This window comes from Pseudomonas orientalis, assembly GCF_001439815.1.
Lineage (GTDB): Bacteria > Pseudomonadota > Gammaproteobacteria > Pseudomonadales > Pseudomonadaceae > Aquipseudomonas > Aquipseudomonas orientalis.
The window spans coordinates 798793-816504 of the sequence record NZ_JYLM01000001.1 but is presented as its reverse complement, the minus strand read 5'-3'; the positions used below and the strand labels follow the sequence as shown (position 1 = coordinate 816504).

General features: G+C 61.7%; 16 protein-coding genes. 10 read left to right on the top strand and 6 right to left on the bottom strand.

What is annotated here, in order from left to right; all coding sequences use genetic code 11:
• Nucleotides 1–10 precede the first annotated feature (10 nt).
• Nucleotides 11–1342 (top strand): substrate-binding domain-containing protein, encoded by a 1332-nt coding sequence (locus TU82_RS03605; RefSeq protein ID WP_057721731.1) that lies wholly within the window; start codon nt 11–13, stop codon nt 1340–1342.
• Nucleotides 1343–1462: 120 nt separating this feature from the next.
• Here TU82_RS03605 and TU82_RS03600 read toward each other — a convergent pair whose 3' ends face one another.
• Complete coding sequence (locus TU82_RS03600) at nt 1463–2692, bottom strand: acyl-CoA dehydrogenase (RefSeq protein WP_057721730.1); 1230 nt, start codon at nt 2690–2692, stop codon at nt 1463–1465.
• A 166-nt stretch (nt 2693–2858) separates the two neighbouring features.
• Between TU82_RS03600 and TU82_RS03595 the strand changes: the two genes are divergently transcribed.
• The 3 genes from TU82_RS03595 (at nt 2859) to TU82_RS03585 (ending at nt 5264) form a co-directional block, all read left to right on the top strand.
• The gene (locus TU82_RS03595; protein ID WP_057721729.1) at nt 2859–3788 is read left to right on the top strand and encodes a LysR family transcriptional regulator; all 930 of its coding nucleotides are present in this window, start codon (nt 2859–2861) and stop codon (nt 3786–3788) included.
• Nucleotides 3789–3955: 167 nt separating this feature from the next.
• The gene (locus TU82_RS03590) at nt 3956–4348 is read left to right on the top strand and encodes a MerR family transcriptional regulator (protein WP_057721728.1); all 393 of its coding nucleotides are present in this window, start codon (nt 3956–3958) and stop codon (nt 4346–4348) included.
• A gap of 16 nt (nt 4349–4364) precedes the next feature.
• Nucleotides 4365–5264, top strand: coding sequence for a hydroxymethylglutaryl-CoA lyase (locus TU82_RS03585; protein WP_057721727.1), 900 nt, complete (start codon nt 4365–4367; stop codon nt 5262–5264).
• Nucleotides 5265–5802: 538 nt separating this feature from the next.
• On the opposite strand, the gene TU82_RS03580 is transcribed toward TU82_RS03585, so the two are convergent.
• Nucleotides 5803–7440 (bottom strand): AMP-binding protein, encoded by a 1638-nt coding sequence (locus TU82_RS03580; RefSeq protein WP_057721726.1) that lies wholly within the window; start codon nt 7438–7440, stop codon nt 5803–5805.
• Between the two features lie 158 nt (nt 7441–7598).
• On the opposite strand from TU82_RS03580, the gene TU82_RS03575 reads away from it, so the two are divergent.
• From TU82_RS03575 to TU82_RS03560, 4 genes are all read left to right on the top strand, one after another.
• The gene (locus TU82_RS03575; RefSeq protein WP_057721725.1) at nt 7599–8762 is read left to right on the top strand and encodes an isovaleryl-CoA dehydrogenase; all 1164 of its coding nucleotides are present in this window, start codon (nt 7599–7601) and stop codon (nt 8760–8762) included.
• Between the two features lie 11 nt (nt 8763–8773).
• Entirely contained in the window at nt 8774–10381 is a 1608-nt protein-coding gene (locus tag TU82_RS03570; protein WP_057721724.1) for a carboxyl transferase domain-containing protein, read from the top strand.
• 133 nt (nt 10382–10514) lie between these two features.
• Entirely contained in the window at nt 10515–11321 is an 807-nt protein-coding gene (locus tag TU82_RS03565; protein WP_057721723.1) for a gamma-carboxygeranoyl-CoA hydratase, read from the top strand.
• Entirely contained in the window at nt 11318–13243 is a 1926-nt protein-coding gene (locus tag TU82_RS03560) for an acetyl/propionyl/methylcrotonyl-CoA carboxylase subunit alpha (protein ID WP_057721722.1), read from the top strand. Before TU82_RS03565 ends, TU82_RS03560 begins: the two co-directional genes overlap by 4 nt.
• On the opposite strand, the gene TU82_RS03555 is transcribed toward TU82_RS03560, so the two are convergent.
• Complete coding sequence (locus tag TU82_RS03555) at nt 13240–13875, bottom strand: LexA family protein (protein ID WP_057721911.1); 636 nt, start codon at nt 13873–13875, stop codon at nt 13240–13242. The genes TU82_RS03560 and TU82_RS03555 overlap by 4 nt on opposite strands.
• Nucleotides 13876–14004: 129 nt before the next feature.
• Between TU82_RS03555 and TU82_RS03550 the strand changes: the two genes are divergently transcribed.
• Nucleotides 14005–14355, top strand: coding sequence for a DUF6124 family protein (locus TU82_RS03550; RefSeq protein WP_057721721.1), 351 nt, complete (start codon nt 14005–14007; stop codon nt 14353–14355).
• A 148-nt stretch (nt 14356–14503) separates the two neighbouring features.
• Here the strand turns inward: TU82_RS03550 and TU82_RS28860 are convergent, their stop codons facing one another.
• Nucleotides 14504–14764, bottom strand: coding sequence for a hypothetical protein (locus TU82_RS28860; protein WP_162276142.1), 261 nt, complete (start codon nt 14762–14764; stop codon nt 14504–14506).
• Nucleotides 14765–14819: 55 nt separating this feature from the next.
• On the opposite strand from TU82_RS28860, the gene TU82_RS03540 reads away from it, so the two are divergent.
• Nucleotides 14820–15971, top strand: coding sequence for a M14 family metallopeptidase (locus TU82_RS03540; protein ID WP_057721720.1), 1152 nt, complete (start codon nt 14820–14822; stop codon nt 15969–15971).
• Nucleotides 15972–15988: 17 nt separating this feature from the next.
• Here the strand turns inward: TU82_RS03540 and TU82_RS03535 are convergent, their stop codons facing one another.
• Nucleotides 15989–16528 carry a cytochrome b gene (locus tag TU82_RS03535; protein ID WP_057721719.1) on the bottom strand — a complete coding sequence of 180 codons (540 nt, stop codon included), beginning with the start codon at nt 16526–16528 and terminating at the stop codon, nt 15989–15991.
• Nucleotides 16525–17607 carry a catalase family peroxidase gene (locus TU82_RS03530; RefSeq protein WP_057721718.1) on the bottom strand — a complete coding sequence of 361 codons (1083 nt, stop codon included), beginning with the start codon at nt 17605–17607 and terminating at the stop codon, nt 16525–16527. Before TU82_RS03530 ends, TU82_RS03535 begins: the two co-directional genes overlap by 4 nt.
• Between the last annotated feature and the right edge of the window lie 105 nt (nt 17608–17712).

Here is a 17712-nt window from a genome sequence, read left to right as displayed (position 1 = left end):
AGGTGCCGGCATGAGGCTGCGCGTTCTGTTACTGCTGACGCTTTTCCCGTTTTTCGCTGTGTCCTCCCCTCTCCCGCTTCCCGATCAAGGCCCGGCATTGCGCATCCAGGGCTCCAACACCATCGGCGCGGGGTTGGGGCCGGCCCTGGTCAAGGGGTTGATGGAGCGCCAGGGTTTGCAAGGCGTGCACAGCGAAGCCGCCAACGGTGCCAATGAGCAGCGTGTGATCGGCAAAACCCGTCAGGGTAAGACCGTATTCATCGACATAGCCGCCCACGGCTCCAGCACGGGCTTTGCCGCGCTGAAAAACAACAGCGCCGACCTGGCCGCGTCATCGCGCCCGATCAACGACAACGAACTGGTCGATCTCGAGCCCCTTGGCGACCTGAAAAGTCCCGGCGCCGAACAGGTGATCGCCATTGACGGCCTGGCGATCATCCTTAACCCGCAGAATCGGCTGGATACTCTCAATACCGAGCAACTGGCGCAGATCTTCAATGGCCAGATCAGCACCTGGGAAGCGCTGGGCGGCAGTGGCGGCGCCATTCATGTGTACGCCCGCGACGACCGGTCCGGTACCTATGACACTTTCAAGGAACTGGTGCTGAACCGCCGCGACACACCGCTGGCCGCGTCGGCCCGGCGTTTCGAGTCCAGCGAAGCGCTGTCCGATGCGGTCAGCCAGGACCCCCAAGGCATCGGTTTTATCGGGCTGCCCTACGTACGCCAGGCCAAGGCCGTGGCGGTGGTCGATGGCGACTCGCAACCGATGCTGCCACTGGGCAGCCTGATCGCCACCGAGGACTACCCGCTGTCACGGCGACTGTACTTTTATCTGCCTGCGGAGACCCATAACCCTTGGGCCAGGGCATTGGTGGACTTTGCCCAAAGCAGCCAGGGCCAGGCCATCGTCGCGGCCAACGGCTTTATCGCTCAGCACGTGCAGGCGATCGGCGTGGAGCCACGCGCCTCGATGCCCGAGGAGTATCAGGCGATTGCGCGCAACGCCCAGCGCTTGACGGTGAACTTTCGTTTCGAGGAAGGCAGCGCCAGCCTGGACAACAAGGCGCGCCAGGATGTGCAGCGGGTGGTGGCCTACCTGAAAAGCCACGGCAAACTGCACAAGCAGGTGACGCTGGTGGGGTTTGGCGATGCCAAGAATGATCCGCAGCGGGCGGCCTTGCTGTCGAAGCTGCGGGCCATGGCGGTGCGCAGGGAGTTGGTGAAAAGCGGCGTGATACTGCGCGACATTCGCGGGTTCGGCGCACAGATGCCGGTGGCGGCGAATACGGCGGATGAAGGGCGGATCAAGAATCGGCGGGTGGAGGTCTGGGTGTACTGAGGCTGGTTTTTGGGGTGTTCAAGCCGGCCTCATCGGGGGCAAGCCCCCTCCCACATTTTGACCGTATTCACACATCCAAGTGTGGGAGGTGGCTTGCCGCCGATAGCAGGCGACGCGGTCTTACTGCCCGCCGCGCATCAACTCTTTGGGTACATACTTGCCAATCTCGAACTTGCCGATCGCCGCGCGGTGCACTTCATCCGGCCCATCGGCCAGGCGCAGGGTGCGTTGCATGGCGTACATATAGGCCAGCGGGAAATCATTGGACACACCGGCACCACCGTGGATCTGGATAGCTCGGTCGATCACCTTCAACGCCACATTCGGCGCCACCACCTTGATCTGGGCGATTTCGCTTTTGGCGACTTTATTGCCCACGGTGTCCATCATGTACGCCGCCTTCAAGGTCAGCAGCCGCGCCATGTCGATTTCCATGCGCGAGTCGGCGATCTTGTCGATATTGCCCCCCAGGCGGGCCAGCGGCTTGCCGAAGGCGCTGCGGTTGACCGAGCGCTTGCACATCAACTCCAGCGCGCGCTCGGCCATGCCGATCGAGCGCATGCAGTGGTGGATACGGCCCGGGCCAAGCCGACCCTGGGCGATCTCAAACCCGCGTCCCTCACCCAACAGCACGTTTTCATAAGGCACGCGTACGTTATCGAACAGCACTTCGGCGTGGCCGTGGGGCGCGTCGTCGTAGCCGAATACCGGCAGCGGGCGCAGGATTTTTACGCCGGGCGTGTCCACCGGCACCAGGATCATCGAGTGCTGCTGGTGGCGCGGCGCATCCGGGTTGCTCAGACCCATGAAGATCAGGATCTTGCAGCGCGGGTCGCAGGCGCCGGAGGTCCACCACTTCTTGCCGTTGATCACCCATTCATCGCCCTGGCGTTCGGCGCGGGCGGCCATGTTGGTGGCGTCCGAAGAGGCCACATCCGGTTCGGTCATGGCGAAGGCTGAACGAATCTCGCCGCGCAGCAGCGGCTCGAGCCAGCGTTGTTTCTGCTCTTCATTGGCGTAACGCACCAGCACTTCCATGTTGCCGGTGTCGGGGGCCGAGCAGTTGAACGGTTCGGGGCCCAGCAACGAGCGACCCATGATTTCGGCCAGTGGCGCGTATTCAAGATTAGTCAGACCGGCGCCCAGCTCGGACTCCGGCAGGAACAGGTTCCACAACCCCTCGGCTTTAGCCTTGGCCTTGAGTTCCTCCATGATGGCGGTGGGCTGCCAGCGGTCACCTTCGCTGACCTGGCGTTCGAACACCGGCTCGGCCGGATAGACGTAAGCGTCCATGAATGCGCTGACGCGTTCACGCAGTTCCTGAACCTTGGGCGAATAGGCGAAATCCATGAGCGGCTCCCTTCTCTGAGAGGTTGTTTAGGGCATGCAATCGATGCTAGAACAGCGCTGATAATTTACCTAGCCTATTCTCGGCGTGTATTAACATTCATCACCGATATATGATCGGCGTCTGAAGACGTAAAAATCGCCACCTGATAATAAGAGCGCAAGCCAAATGAATCTGAGCAAGGTCGACCTCAACCTCTTTATCGTCTTCGATGCGATCTACACCGAAGCCAACCTGACCCGTGCCGGGCAGATTGTCGGCATCACCCAGCCGGCGGTGTCCAACGCGCTGGCACGCCTGCGCGAGACGTTCAACGACCCGCTGTTCGTGCGTACCGCCCAAGGCATGGTGCCTACGCCGATGGCACAGAACATCATCGGCCCGGTGCGCAATGCGTTGTCGTTGCTGCGGGTTTCCGTGCAGGAGAGCCGGATTTTCAACCCGCAGCAGGCGGCCAAGACCTATCGCATCAGCATGACCGACCTGACCGAAGCCGTGATTTTACCGCTGCTGTTCCAGCGTCTGCGCCGCCTGGCGCCGACGGTGGTGATCGAGAGTTTCCTGTCCAAACGCCGCGAAACCACCAAGGAACTGGCCGCCGGGCGCCTGGATTTCGCCGTGGATGCGCCGCTCAACACCGACCCGCAAGTGCGCCACGTCAAGCTGATGGAAGACCGCTACGTGTGCGCCATGCGCAAGGGCCATCCGATGGCGGGCAAGGACAAATTCAGCCTGGATGACTACCTGTCGCTGACCCATATTCATATTTCCAGCCGCCGCAACGGCCTGGGGCATGTGGATCTGGCCCTGGGCAAGATGGGCATCCAGCGCAAGATCGCCCTGCGCTCCCAGCACTACCTGATGGCCTCGCAAGTATTACAGCAGACCGACATGGTCATGACCGTGCCCGAACGCTTCGCCCGTCGCCATGAACTGCACTGGTTCAACCTGCCGGTCAACGACGTGCCGCCGGTGGAAACCCATTTGTACTGGCACGAAAGCACCGACCAGGACCCGGCCAACCGCTGGATGCGCGAGCAGATGATCGAGTTGTGCCAGCAAGTCACCGCCCACGAGAAGAAACTGGATAAATTGTAGGAGCGAGCTTGCTCGCGAAAATCGTCAACGATAACGCGGGTTGTCTGGTTTAACCCGGTGCTCTCGGGGTTTTCGCGAGCAAGCTCGCTCCTACAGTACTGATGACGATCTTGACGTTTACGTCAACCTGCCATTAGCTTAGCGCCAGGCCTTTCTCGAGCACCGCCATGAGCACCACCTACAGCATCTCCGACCTCGCCCGCGAACTCGACATCACCACCCGCGCCATTCGCTTCTACGAAGAACAAGGCCTGCTGGCCCCCGAACGCCGGGGCCAGGAGCGCATCTACTCGGCGCGGGACAAGGTCAGCCTCAAGCTGATCCTGCGCGGCAAGCGCATCGGCTTTTCCCTGGCCGAATGCCGCGAGTTGATCGAGCTCTATGACCCCACCAGCGGCAACCACATACAACTCAACAGCATGCTGGCAAAGATTGCCGAGCGCCGTGAGCAGCTTGAGCAACAGTTGCTGGATATCGAACAAATGAAGCTGGAACTGGACACCGCCGAAGAGCGTTGCACCCAGGCCCTGGCCCACACCATGCGCCAGGCCGGCCATTGACCAGAAGGTAACCGCCATGTCCCTCCCCTCACACGTACGCCTGGTGGAAGTCGGCCCGCGCGACGGTTTGCAGAACGAAGCCCAGCCGATCAGCGTGGCCGACAAGGTCCGCTTGGTGGACGCCCTGAGCGCCGCCGGCCTGGGCTATATCGAGGTCGGCAGTTTCGTGTCGCCCAAATGGGTGCCGCAAATGGCCGGCTCCGCCGAGGTGTTCGCGCAGATCCAGCGCAAGCCTGGCGTGACCTATGGCGCGCTGGCGCCGAACCTGCGCGGCTTTGAAGATGCACTGGCGGCCGGAGTCAAGGAAGTCGCGGTATTTGCGGCGGCGTCCGAAGCGTTTTCCCAACGCAATATCAACTGTTCCATCAGCGAGAGCCTGGAGCGGTTTGCGCCGATCATGGCGGCGGCCCGGCAGCACGGGGTCAGCGTGCGCGGGTATGTGTCGTGCGTGCTGGGTTGCCCGTATGAAGGCGATATCGCTGCGGAACAGGTGGCGGCCGTCGCCCGCGAGCTGTATGCCATGGGCTGTTATGAAGTGTCCTTGGGCGACACCATCGGCACCGGCACGGCGGGGGCGACACGGCGGCTGTTCGAAGTGGTCGGCGCACAGGTGCCGCGCGACAAGCTCGCCGGGCATTTCCACGACACCTACGGCCAGGCGATCGCCAACATCTACGCCGGCCTGCTGGAAGGCATCCAGGTGTTCGACAGCTCTATCGCGGGCCTCGGCGGTTGCCCTTATGCCAAGGGCGCGAGCGGTAACGTCGCCACCGAGGATGTGGTGTACCTGCTCAATGGACTGGGGATCGACACGGGCATCGACCTGGAGCGCCTGATTGGCGCGGGCCAGCAGATCAGCCAGGTAGTGGGACGGGCGAGCGGATCGCGTGTGGCGAAGGCGCGTAACCTCGGTTGAGTAGCACAGCTGTGACAATGTGTTACCGCAGCCCGGTACAGCGGGTAACGCGGGAACATAATCCGCCGCGCAGCTCGGAAGCTCTGGCCTGTCAAAAAATCAACCATTTGATTTTAAAGGAGTTTATAAAGTTGGCACGGCTTCTGCTATCTCTATGGCATAACAAGAATAAAAAGCGCCAAACCTAATAAAAATAAGACGAAACGACTCTGACATAACAAAAACAACACGGCAGAGACGCAGCTAACAGATTTTTTTGGAGAAGATGTGCTTCGCAGGGTACGGCATGCCGAAACCCGCAACCGGTTAGAGAAAAATAAAACTACCTCAGGTAGCTGCCACTGGTTGGATCGTTTACGAAGAAGCAGATCAGCGCTCAAAAAAATACGTTTGCTCTTGACCCCGGATGGGGGTCACCCAAAACAGCGGTAAGGGCCACGGCTACCAAAAACAACAACAGGCCGCCCCTCAATAATAAAAAAGAGCACGCAACGACAAATTAAGGGGACCTTCGGGTCCCCTTTGTGCTTTCTGCGCGTTATTGCGGCGGTGTTCGCAGCTCTTCGATGGAGATTTCACGCATGCGGAATTTCTGGATCTTGCCCGTCACCGTCATCGGGAACGCGTCCACGAACTTGAAGTGCCTGGGTGTCTTGAAGTGGGCGATGCGGCCCTTGCACCAGGTTTGCAACTCCAGCTCGTTCGCTGCCTGGCCTGGGTGGAACTTGATCCAGGCGACGATTTCCTCACCGTAGCGTTCGTCGGGAATACCGATGATTTGCACATCGGCCACGGCCGGATGGGTGAAGAAAAATTCTTCCAGCTCCCGAGGATATACGTTCTCGCCACCACGAATGATCATGTCCTTGTTGCGCCCGACGATGCAGACATAACCGTGTTCGTCCATGGTCGCCAGGTCGCCGGTGTGCATCCAGCCCTCCTCGTCGATAGCATCGCGAGTGCCCTCGGGGTTGTTCCAATAGCCGAGCATCACGCTGTAGCCGCGCGTGCACAGTTCGCCTATTTCACCGCGTGGCAGCGTGTTGCCCTGCGCATCGATGATCTTGTTTTCCAGCTGCGGCTGAGTGCGACCCACGGTGGTCACGCGGCGCTCCAAGTCATCATCGGCGCCGGTCTGCAAGGACACCGGACTGGTTTCGGTCATGCCATAGGCAATCTGCACTTCGCCCATGTGCAGCTCATCAATGACGCGGCGCATCACCTCGATCGGGCAGGTCGAGCCGGCCATGATCCCGGTACGCAGGCTGGCCAGGTCGAACTCGCCCAGGCGTGGGTGATCGAGCAGCGCAATAAACATGGTCGGCACGCCGTACAGGCCGGTGGCGCGCTCTTCGGCGACGGCGGTCAGCGTCAGCAACGGGTCGAAGCCGTCATTGGGATAGATCATGGTGGTGCCGTGGGTGATGCACCCCAGGTTACCCATGACCATGCCAAAACAGTGGTACAGCGGCACGGGAATCACTAAACGGTCCTGTGCGGTAAGCCCCAGGCTTTCGCCGACCATATAGCCGTTGTTGAGGATGTTGTGGTGACTGAGGGTGGCACCTTTGGGAAAGCCGGTGGTGCCGGAGGTGTACTGGATATTCACCGGCTGGTCGACATGCAGGCTGGCCTGGCGGGCATGCAGTTGCTGCACAGAAACGCTTGCACCCAGCGCCGACAAGTGCGCCCAAGGCATGAATGGCGCGGGCGGGTTGGGGTCCAGGCTGATGATGCCGCGCAGCTCAAGCTTGAGCTCCTGCAGCATGGCGTGGTAGTCGGATGTCTTGAACGCGCTGGCGCACACCAGCCACTGGCAACCGGACTGCCTGAGCACGTAGTCCAGCTCACTGGTGCGATACGCCGGGTTGATATTGACCAGAATCACCCCGAGCTTGGCACTGGCAATCTGGCAGATACACCACTCGGCGCAATTGGGGGCCCAGATACCCAGGCGATCGCCGGTCTGCATGCCCAACGCAATGAACGCCCTGGCGTGCAATTCAACCGTCTCGGCCAGTTGACGCCAGGTCAAGCGTCGCTGTTGATGGCGGACCACCAATGCTTCGCCGTCGGGGTGTTGCGCAGCAGTCTGATCGAACGCCTGGCCAATCGTCATGGCCAGCAAAGCCTTGTCCTGGGAACCACGGCTGTAGCTCTGATTCGGTTGATCCATAACGACCCCTGTTGTCTTTTTTGTAGGTTGACGTAAACGTAAACTACGATTGACAGCGCCGCAACGCAAGCTTACGTTAACGTAAAGGTCAGCGCCCTCCCCCGCGCCCGGCCTTCACAACAACACAACAACAAAAGCTCACATTAAGGTGCCTGTCCATGAGTTACCCGTCCCTGAACTTCGCCCTCGGCGAAACCATCGACATGCTGCGCGACCAGGTGCAGTCCTTTGTGGCCAAGGAAATCGCACCCCGCGCAGCCCAGATCGATATCGACAATCTGTTTCCGGCCGACCTGTGGCGCAAGTTCGGCGACATGGGCCTGCTGGGCATCACCGTACCGGAGGAGTACGGCGGCGCCGGCCTGGGTTACCTGGCGCACGTGGTGAGCATGGAGGAAATCAGCCGCGGCTCGGCCTCGGTGGCGTTGTCCTACGGCGCCCACTCCAACCTGTGCGTCAACCAGATCAACCGCAACGGCAGTCACGCACAGAAACTCAAGTACCTGCCCAAGCTGATCAGCGGTGAGCATATCGGCGCCCTGGCGATGAGCGAGCCGAACGCCGGTTCCGACGTGGTGTCGATGAGACTGCGCGCCGACAAACGCGGCGACGTTTATGTACTCAACGGCAGCAAGACCTGGATCACCAACGGCCCCGACGCCCACACCTACGTGATCTACGCCAAGACCGACGTGGAAAAAGGCGCCCACGGTATCACCGCATTCATCGTCGAACGTGACTGGACAGGCTTCAGCCGCAGCAACAAGTTCGACAAGCTGGGCATGCGCGGCTCCAACACCTGCGAGCTGTTTTTCGATGACGTCGAAGTGCCCGAAGAGAACATCCTCGGCGTACTCAACGGCGGCGTCAAAGTGCTGATGAGTGGCCTCGATTACGAACGCGTGGTGCTCTCCGGCGGCCCCACCGGAATCATGCAGGCCTGCATGGACCTGATCGTGCCCTACATCCACGAACGCAAGCAGTTCGGCCAGAGCATCGGCGAGTTCCAGCTGATCCAGGGCAAGGTCGCCGATATGTACACCCAGCTCAATGCCAGCCGCGCTTATCTTTACGCGGTAGCCCAGGCCTGCGAGCGCGGCGAGACCACGCGCAAGGACGCCGCGGGCGTGATCCTGTACAGCGCCGAACGCGCCACGCAAATGGCCCTGGATGTGATCCAGATCCTGGGCGGCAACGGCTACATCAATGAATTCCCCGCCGGGCGCCTGTTGCGTGATGCCAAGCTGTACGAAATCGGCGCCGGCACCAGTGAGATTCGGCGGATGTTGATCGGTCGCGAACTGTTCAACGAAACCCGCTGAAGGAGCGCCCCATGGCCACCCTGCACACCCAGCTCAACCCACGCTCGACGGAATTCGTCGCCAACAGCGCGGCGATGCGCCAACAGGTCGACGCGCTGCACGCCGTGCTCGCTCAGGTACAACAAGGCGGCGGCGCCAAGGCCCAGGAACGCCACACCTCGCGCGGCAAGCTGCTGCCACGCGAGCGCATCAATCGCCTGCTCGACCCAGGCTCGCCATTCCTCGAATTGAGCCAACTGGCCGCCCACCAGGTGTATGGCGAAGACGTGCCCGCCGCCGGCGTGATTGCAGGCATCGGCCGTGTGGAAGGCGTCGAATGCATGATCGTCGCCAACGATGCCACCGTGAAAGGCGGCTCGTATTACCCGTTGACGGTCAAGAAACACTTGCGCGCCCAGACCATCGCCGAGCAGAACCGCCTGCCGTGCATCTACCTGGTGGACTCCGGCGGTGCCAACCTGCCGCGCCAGGATGAAGTGTTTCCGGACCGTGAGCACTTCGGGCGGATCTTCTTCAACCAGGCCAACATGAGCGCCCAGGGCATTCCGCAGATTGCCGTGGTGATGGGCTCGTGCACGGCCGGTGGCGCCTATGTGCCGGCCATGGCCGACGAAGCGATCATGGTGCGCCAACAGGCGACGATCTTCCTCGCCGGCCCGCCATTGGTGAAGGCCGCCACCGGCGAAGTGGTCAGCGCCGAAGATCTCGGCGGCGCCGATGTGCATTGCCGGATTTCCGGCGTGGCCGATCACTATGCCGACAACGATGAACACGCCCTGGCCCTGGCCCGTCGCAGCGTGGCCAACCTCAATTGGCGCAAGCTGGGGGAGTTGCGCCAACGCCCGCCCGTCGCGCCGTTGTACAGCGGCGAAGAGCTCTATGGCGTGATCCCGGCCGATGCCAAGCAGCCGTTCGACGTGCGCGAAGTGATCGCACGGCTGGTGGACGCCTCGGTGTTCGATGAGTTCAAGGCGCTGTTCGGCACCACCCTGGTGTGCGGCTTTGCGCACCTGCACGGCTACCCGGTGGCGGTCCTGGCCAACAATGGGATCCTGTTCGCCGAAGCCGCGCAAAAAGGCGCGCACTTTATCGAACTGGCCTGCCAGCGCGGCATTCCGCTGCTGTTCCTGCAGAACATCACCGGTTTCATGGTCGGCCAGAAGTACGAGGCCGGCGGCATCGCCAAGCACGGCGCCAAACTGGTGACGGCGGTGGCCTGCGCCAAGGTGCCCAAGTTCACGGTGATCATCGGCGGCAGTTTCGGTGCCGGTAACTATGGCATGTGCGGGCGCGCCTATGACCCGCGCTTTTTGTGGATGTGGCCCAACGCGCGCATCGGCGTGATGGGTGCCGAACAGGCGGCGGGCGTGCTGGTGCAGGTCAAGCGCGAGCAGGCCGAGCGTGCCGGCAATGCGTTCAGCGCCGAGGAAGAAGCCGCGATCAAGCAGCCGATCCTCGACCAATATGAAACCCAGGGCCACCCCTACTATTCCAGCGCACGTCTTTGGGATGACGGCGTCATTGACCCGTTGCAGACCCGCGACGTGCTGGCCCTGGCACTGTCCGCCGCACTCAATGCGCCTATTGAGCCGAGCCGCTTCGGCGTGTTCCGCATGTAACCTGTAGGAGCGAGCTCGCTCGCGAAAAACGTCCAGTCAACGCGTGCATCCTGGATACCCGCGTTATCGTGGACGACCTTCGCGAGCAAGCTCGCTCCTACAGGAGGCCTCTCATTTTCATGGAGCTTCTTGCATGAGCGATTTCAACACCCTCGAACTGATCACCGACAGCCGTGGCTTTGCCACGCTGTGGCTCAGCCGTGAAGCCAAGCACAACGCGTTCAACGCCCAGATGATCCGCGAACTGATCATCGCCCTCGACCACGTACAGGGCGATCCGTCCCTGCGCTTTCTGGTGGTGCGCGGGCGCGGCAAGCACTTCAGCGCCGGCGCCGACCTGGCCTGGATGCAGCAGTCGGCCGAGCTGGATTACCACACCAACCTGGACGACGCCCGTGAGCTGGCCGAGTTGATGTACAACCTGGCCAAGCTGAAAATCCCCACCCTGGCGGTGGTGCAAGGCGCCGCTTACGGTGGGGCGCTGGGCTTGATCAGTTGCTGCGACATGGCAATCGGCGCCGATGACGCGCAGTTCTGCCTGTCGGAAGTGCGTATCGGCCTGGCACCGGCGGTGATCAGCCCGTTCGTGGTGCAGGCCATCGGTGAACGCGCGGCCCGTCGCTACGCCTTGACGGCCGAGCGCTTTGACGGCCGGCGTGCGCGAGAGATCGGCCTGTTGGCGGAAAGCTATCCGGCCGAGACGTTGGACCAACGGGTGGATGAGTGGATCGCCAACCTGCTGCACAACAGCCCGGCGGCGATGCGTTCGAGCAAAGACTTGTTGCGCGAGGTGGGCAACGGTGCCCTGACCCCGGCGCTGCGGCGTTACTGTGAAAACGCCATCGCGCGAATTCGGGTCAGTGCCGAGGGCCAGGAAGGCTTGCGCGCCTTTCTGCAAAAACGCGCACCCAGCTGGCAATCCAGGGAGCCGCATCCATGAGCACATTGACTAGCGTGCTGGTGGCCAACCGTGGCGAAATCGCCTGCCGAATCATGCGCACCGCCAAGGCGATGGGGCTGACCACCGTGGCCGTGCACAGTGCGATCGACCGTGATGCGCGGCATAGCCGCGAAGCGGATATTCGTGTCGACCTGGGCGGCAGCAAGGCCACCGACAGTTACCTGCAGATCGACAAACTGATCGCCGCCGCCCACGCCAGCGGCGCCCAGGCGATTCATCCGGGGTACGGCTTCCTGTCGGAAAACGCCGGGTTTGCCCGGGCCGTCGAGGCAGCGGGCTTGATCTTCCTCGGCCCGCCCGCCTCGGCCATTGACGCGATGGGCAGCAAGTCGGCGGCCAAGGCTTTGATGGAAACCGCCGGCGTGCCGCTGGTGCCGGGCTATCACGGCGAGGCCCAGGACCTGGAAACCTTCCGCGAAGCCTGTGCGCGTATCGGTTACCCGGTACTGCTCAAGGCCACCGCAGGCGGCGGCGGCAAGGGCATGAAGGTGGTCGAGGATGTCAGCCAGCTGGCAGAAGCCCTGGCCTCCGCCCAGCGCGAGGCCCTCTCGTCATTCGGCAACGGGCAGATGCTGGTAGAGAAATACCTGCTCAAACCGCGCCATGTGGAAATCCAGGTATTTGCCGATCGACACGGCAACTGCCTGTACCTCAATGAGCGCGATTGCTCGATCCAGCGGCGTCATCAAAAGGTGGTGGAAGAAGCCCCCGCGCCGGGAGTCAGTGCCGAGCAGCGCAAGGCCATGGGCGAAGCGGCGGTACGCGCAGCGCAGGCGATTGGCTATGTGGGCGCGGGCACCGTGGAGTTCCTGCTGGATGCCCGCGGCGAGTTTTTCTTCATGGAGATGAACACCCGCCTGCAAGTGGAGCATCCGGTCACCGAGGCGATTACCGGCCTCGACCTGGTGGCCTGGCAGATCCGTGTCGCCCAGGGTGAAGTGCTGCCGATCACCCAGGCGCAGGTACCGCTGAGGGGGCATGCGATTGAGGTAAGGCTGTATGCCGAAGACCCGGCCAATGATTTCCTGCCCGCCACCGGACGGTTGGCGCTGTACCGCGAGTCCAGGCCAGGCCCCGGGCGGCGCGTGGACAGCGGCGTCGAACAAGGGGACAGCGTTTCGCCCTTCTACGACCCGATGCTCGGCAAGTTGATTGCCTGGGGCGAGGACCGTGAGCAGGCGCGGCTGCGCTTGCTGAGTATGCTCGACGAATGTGCGGTGGGCGGGCTCAAGACCAACCTTGGCTTCCTGCGGCGCATCATTGGTCATCCGGCCTTTGCCGCGGCCGAACTGGATACCGGATTTATTCCGCGCTATCAGGAAGAACTGCTGCCGGTGGCCGGGGCGTTGAGCGATGAGTTCTGGCAGGCGGCGGGTTCGGCCTTTATGCAAACCCTGCCGACCGGAGACGGACCGTGGGCCGCGACCCACGGTTTTCGCGCGGGGCTGCCGGCCCAGGTTTCGCTGCATTTGAGCTGTAACGGCCAGGATCGACTGGTCACGCTGGCCGGGCAATCGTCGCCACTCACCGACGAGCAACTGATCATCGAACACCAGGGTATACGCCGCGCCCATCTGGCGGTGCGCACTGAAGGCACCGTGTATCTGCGCTGGGATGGAGAGATGCAGGCGGTCAGCCTGTTCGACCCGATTGCGGCAGCCGAGGCCGGTCAGTCCCCTCAAGGCGGTCTCACCGCCCCCATGAACGGCAGCATCGTGCGCGTGCTGGTGGACATCGGTCAACGGGTCGAAGCCGGTGCGCAACTGGTGGTACTCGAAGCGATGAAGATGGAGCACAGCATCCGCGCGCCTGAGGCGGGCGTGGTCAAGGCCCTGTTTTGCCAGGAGGGGGAAATGGTCGCCGAAGGCAGTGCGCTGGTGGAACTGGAGCCGGCGCACTAGAACTTCGCCGTGGCTTGCACGACAACACCCAGGATGCGGCAGTCGTCGGTGAACAGCAGCTTGGGGTAAGTGGGATTGAGCGGCACCAGGTAAAGCTGGCCGCTGTCTGCCTGCAACTGGCGAAAGGTGGCCTGGGGGTTGTCCAGCCATTGTGCAACCACCAGCTTGCCGGGCTGCGCCTCGACCGCCGGGTCTACCAGGATCAGCATGCCTGCGCTGATGCTCAGGCCACTGGGCGCGGTCATGGCGTCGCCGATCACCGGTAGCCAGAAGGCGTCGCCGTGGGCGTGGTAATCGGTCAATTCGAAGCGTTCCGGCCCATAGCTGGCCCTTGCCTCGCGCAGTTCGCACACACCGTTCCAGTCGTTGACCGGGTAGCGAAAATACGGGTTGTAGTGGTGCTCCAGTGTCGCCTGGGTATCCGCCCTCTCGCGAATCTCCAGTGCGACCTCCAGATAGCCCAGCCCCAGTTCCGCCAGTACCCGGTTCATGTCCGCGATGCTCGGAACGCGGCGCTTGTTGAGCCAATGGCCGACGCCGCCCTGGGACATGCCCAGGCGCTCCGCCAGTTCATCCTGCGTGACCTTGCGGTCTTTCATATTGGCTCGCACCAACGCTATCCAGTTATCCATGGCACTGACAATACGTTGCGTATTTTCCAGGGCAATAAACAGTTTGTAGTAATCCATAAAACGACATAAATACGATACGTACTATCATCGATATAAGGTTTTCGACACCCACCCAGAGTACTGCCCCTTATGACGACGAGCCCCTATCACCTGCCTGAAACACCTGAAAACACTGAGCTGCACGACATGCGCTGCAGTGGCGCCGCACAGCGCGCGCTGGACTATTACTTGAAAGAGGAAATGTCTGCACCCGCCTTGGACGCAGCCTTTTTCACCCTCAAGCCAGGCATCAGCCAGGAGGAAGCGCTGGTGCATGCCTCCGACCTGCTGCGCAGCGCTGCGGCAACCGCCTACGAGTCGGCGAGCAGCCACCAGGGCAATCAGCGCGACCTGGCATTTTCGGTGGTGTATTTGATTGATATGGCGAAGGCGATGGTGGAGCGGTCGTTGCGAACGCCGGACGTTCAGGTAAACGGCTGACGGGCGCATGGGAAAAATATTTCTATCGGAGGGATAAAAACATTTGACTTGCAAATGATAATGATTATTATTGGACCTGGCTGATCGCGAGATCAGTCGATAGACCAAGAGACCTTAGGTCGGACTCTTGGAATATCTCCTCATCAGGCTAATCACGGTTTTTGACCCGGCTCTTTGGCCGGGTCTTTTTTTTGCCAGTTGTTTCTGACGGCTTCAGGCTAATGAAGACTGTGTGTTGCTTGATGGCGCGAATGGTAGCAAAAGACCATTGCGAAAAGAAAGCCGCAGCAAGGCCCAGCCCGATATCTTCACGATTTAGCGCTTGAGAATCAATCTCATAGACTCTAAGCTGCGGCGGCGTCACGGATGACGCCCCCTCCCCCCGTGCAACAATTTTGCCTCCAGACATTGCCTGCCGCCTGTGTAAGATAACCGCCACATCCGCATATTCAGGCAACTAGACTATGACCGTGGCCTTGACGTCCATCAGAATCAGCACCGACTTCGACAGCGGCAATATCCAGGTCCTGGATGCCAGCGATGCCTACCAGTTGTTACTGGCGATCAAACCTGACACCCGCAGCCAACATTACCAGTGGTTCCACTTCAAGGCCGAAGGCATGCACGTGGGCCACACCCACACTTTTCGCCTGAGCAACGCGGGCCGGTCATCCTACAAGCATGCATGGACCGGCTATAACGCCGTGGCGTCCTACGACCACGTCAACTGGTTCCGCGTGCCGTCACGCTTTGATGGCGAAATCCTGCATATCAGCCTGCAGACCCGGGAAAAGCACGCGTGGTTCGCCTACTTCGAACCCTATAGCCGTGAACGTCACGACTGGTTGATCGAGCAGGCCCTGAAGTACGCCGGCGTCAAGCTGCTGGCCACCGGTAAAAGTGTCGAGGGCCGTGATATCCAACTGCTGCGCCGTGGCAAAGGCGGCGAAGGCCGCCGCAAAGTCTGGATCATCGCCCAGCAGCACCCCGGCGAACACATGGCCGAATGGTTTATGGAGGGCGTGATCGAACGCCTGCAGCAGAGCGGTGATACCGAGTTGAAAAAGCTCCTGGCCGTCGCCGACCTGTACCTGGTGCCCAACATGAACCCCGACGGCGCGTTTCATGGCCACTTGCGTACCAATGCCATGGGCCAGGACCTCAACCGCGCCTGGCAGAGCGCCAGCCAGGAACTCAGCCCGGAAGTCCTGTTCGTGCAACAGCAGATGGAAAAATATGGCGTCGACCTGTTCCTCGATATCCATGGCGACGAAGAAATCCCCTACATTTTCACCGCTGGCTGTGAAGGCAACCCCGGTTACAGCCCGCGTATCGAAGCCCTCGAGAAACACTTCCGCAGCCACCTGAGCCAACTGACTCGCGACTTTCAGACCACCCACGGCTACACCCGCGATCTGCCGGGCGAAGCCAATATGACCCTGGCATGCAATGCGGTCGGTGAACAGTACGACTGCCTGTCACTGACCCTGGAGATGCCCTTCAAGGACAACGATGACGCGCCCAACCCGAAAACCGGTTGGTCCGGCGAGCGCTCCAGGCAGTTGGGCAAGGATGTGCTGAGCAGCGTGGCCGATATCATCGGCCACGTGCGTTGACTGTCAGCCAACGCTGATCAGTGGCGGGTGCCGGTCATGCTTTGCAGTACGCCGTCGCGGCGGATCAACCCGTGGAACAGCGCGGCCGCCAGGTGCACCAGCACCGTCAAAAACAGCAGGTAGGCGAGATAACCGTGGGCCTTGCGCAGCAGCGCAAACAACGGCGCATTCGCCGAGACCAATGCCGGCAGTTGCACGGAGCTGCTGAGCATCACCGGGTCACCGGCGGCCGAAATCATTGCCCAGCCCAACAGCGGCAACACCAGCATCAACCCATACAACACGACGTGAGACGCCTTGGCCGCGAGTACTTGCCACAGCGGCAAGTCCGTCGGCAGCGGCGGTTGGCGCGTGGAAAGACGCACCACCAGACGCACCACGACCAGCGCCAGGATCGCGATGCCCAACGGCTTGTGCAGGTGAATCAGCCACTCATGGCGCTCGGACACCGACGCCGCCAGGCCTGCGCCGATAAACAGCATGGCGATGATCATCAACGCCATCAGCCAGTGCAGCAAACGCGCCAACGGGGCGAAAAAGCGTGGTTGAACCTTCATGGCTTGGACTCCTGGGAGGCACTGTGCAACGGGCTGACTTCACCGGCACGGCGCAGGTATGAACTGGCATAGGCCGCCGAGCGTGCCGCCAGCAGCGGGTCGTTGGACGCCTCGATACCGCTGGGCAGAATCAGCGGATCGAAGTTGATATCGCGGCAATCGCCGTCGGCTTGTGGCTGGCTGCTCTGCAACACCAGGGTGCCGGCGTTGAGTACCTTGTGTTCACCGGTCCAGGTCTTGCTGGCGTCATCCAGCGGGTCGCCAGGGTTGGCCAGTGTCATGTTCAATTGCCAATGCAACGGCCCCGCCGCCAGGCGCTGCACCAGGTCTTTTTCCAGGAAGTCGGCGCCTTCAGGCGCGGTATCGCCCGCTGCGTCCTGGCTCTGCGGCGCCACGGACCAGCGCACGGCCTGGCGCTTGCCGTCGTCGGTCACCAGGTAAAACGCGTTGATACCGTTATAGGTTTCGGTCGCGTAACTGGCCGATGGCTTGGCGGTTTTGACCCAGGCCAGAAACGGCGCTGTCTCCGGGTGTGAGGCAAAGAATGCCGGCATGCTCGCCGGGTTCGGCTTGCCGGTGGCCGGGGCCGGCGCGCCGGCCTTGAGCAACTGGTAGAACGCCTCGGGGGTGCCCACCGGGAACACCGGCATGCTGTTCATCCCGGTGCGCCACTGCTGGCCGTTGGCCTGACTGAATTGCACGGCAAAACTGCGGATCGGCACACTGCTGTCCGGCGCATAAGGGTTGCCGCTGGGCAAGGCGAACCGCCCGATCACCGGGGTTTTCGCCTCGTTGAACACCTGGGCGCTGGAGTAAGCGCGCACCTCGGGACTGCTCTCGAAGTACCCGGCCACGCACACACCCTTGGCATGGTTACGCCGAAACCCCGGATGCACGCCGTTATTGGTTTCCAGGGCATTGACCAGGGTTTTCGGGCGCAGGCGCTGTGGGTCGAGGGTGCCGTTGACGTAGGCAAATGCCCCGGCAACAACGGCAACCACGGCACCGATACCGGCGAGTCGCGCGATCAGGCTCGCGGTGCTTAACGCAGGACGAGGCGGTGGTGAGTGATCTACCATGAATGAACTCCAGGGCCAGAGGCCTTAGGGGGTGAAACATAAGGTCGGAGCATTGAGACGCACGCCGATAAACTCTATTCCCTGGCCACGTTTTATTTTTCGGCC

Bases quoted from the DNA above. Each gene is read 5' to 3' on its own strand.
- TU82_RS03585 (WP_057721727.1), top strand. From the start codon at position 4,365: ATGTCCCTCCCCTCACACGTACGCCTGGTGGAAGTCGGCCCGCGCGAC.
- TU82_RS03580 (WP_057721726.1), bottom strand. From the start codon at position 7,440: ATGGATCAACCGAATCAGAGCTACAGCCGTGGTTCCCAGGACAAGGCT.
- TU82_RS03590 (WP_057721728.1), top strand. From the start codon at position 3,956: ATGAGCACCACCTACAGCATCTCCGACCTCGCCCGCGAACTCGACATC.
- TU82_RS03600 (WP_057721730.1), bottom strand. From the start codon at position 2,692: ATGGATTTCGCCTATTCGCCCAAGGTTCAGGAACTGCGTGAACGCGTC.
- TU82_RS03565 (WP_057721723.1), top strand. From the start codon at position 10,515: ATGAGCGATTTCAACACCCTCGAACTGATCACCGACAGCCGTGGCTTT.
- TU82_RS03595 (WP_057721729.1), top strand. From the start codon at position 2,859: ATGAATCTGAGCAAGGTCGACCTCAACCTCTTTATCGTCTTCGATGCG.
- TU82_RS03575 (WP_057721725.1), top strand. From the start codon at position 7,599: ATGAGTTACCCGTCCCTGAACTTCGCCCTCGGCGAAACCATCGACATG.
- TU82_RS03530 (WP_057721718.1), bottom strand. From the start codon at position 17,607: ATGGTAGATCACTCACCACCGCCTCGTCCTGCGTTAAGCACCGCGAGC.
- TU82_RS03535 (WP_057721719.1), bottom strand. From the start codon at position 16,528: ATGAAGGTTCAACCACGCTTTTTCGCCCCGTTGGCGCGTTTGCTGCAC.
- TU82_RS03605 (WP_057721731.1), top strand. From the start codon at position 11: ATGAGGCTGCGCGTTCTGTTACTGCTGACGCTTTTCCCGTTTTTCGCT.
- TU82_RS28860 (WP_162276142.1), bottom strand. From the start codon at position 14,764: ATGTCTGGAGGCAAAATTGTTGCACGGGGGGAGGGGGCGTCATCCGTG.
- TU82_RS03570 (WP_057721724.1), top strand. From the start codon at position 8,774: ATGGCCACCCTGCACACCCAGCTCAACCCACGCTCGACGGAATTCGTC.
- TU82_RS03555 (WP_057721911.1), bottom strand. From the start codon at position 13,875: ATGGATAACTGGATAGCGTTGGTGCGAGCCAATATGAAAGACCGCAAG.
- TU82_RS03550 (WP_057721721.1), top strand. From the start codon at position 14,005: ATGACGACGAGCCCCTATCACCTGCCTGAAACACCTGAAAACACTGAG.
- TU82_RS03560 (WP_057721722.1), top strand. From the start codon at position 11,318: ATGAGCACATTGACTAGCGTGCTGGTGGCCAACCGTGGCGAAATCGCC.
- TU82_RS03540 (WP_057721720.1), top strand. From the start codon at position 14,820: ATGACCGTGGCCTTGACGTCCATCAGAATCAGCACCGACTTCGACAGC.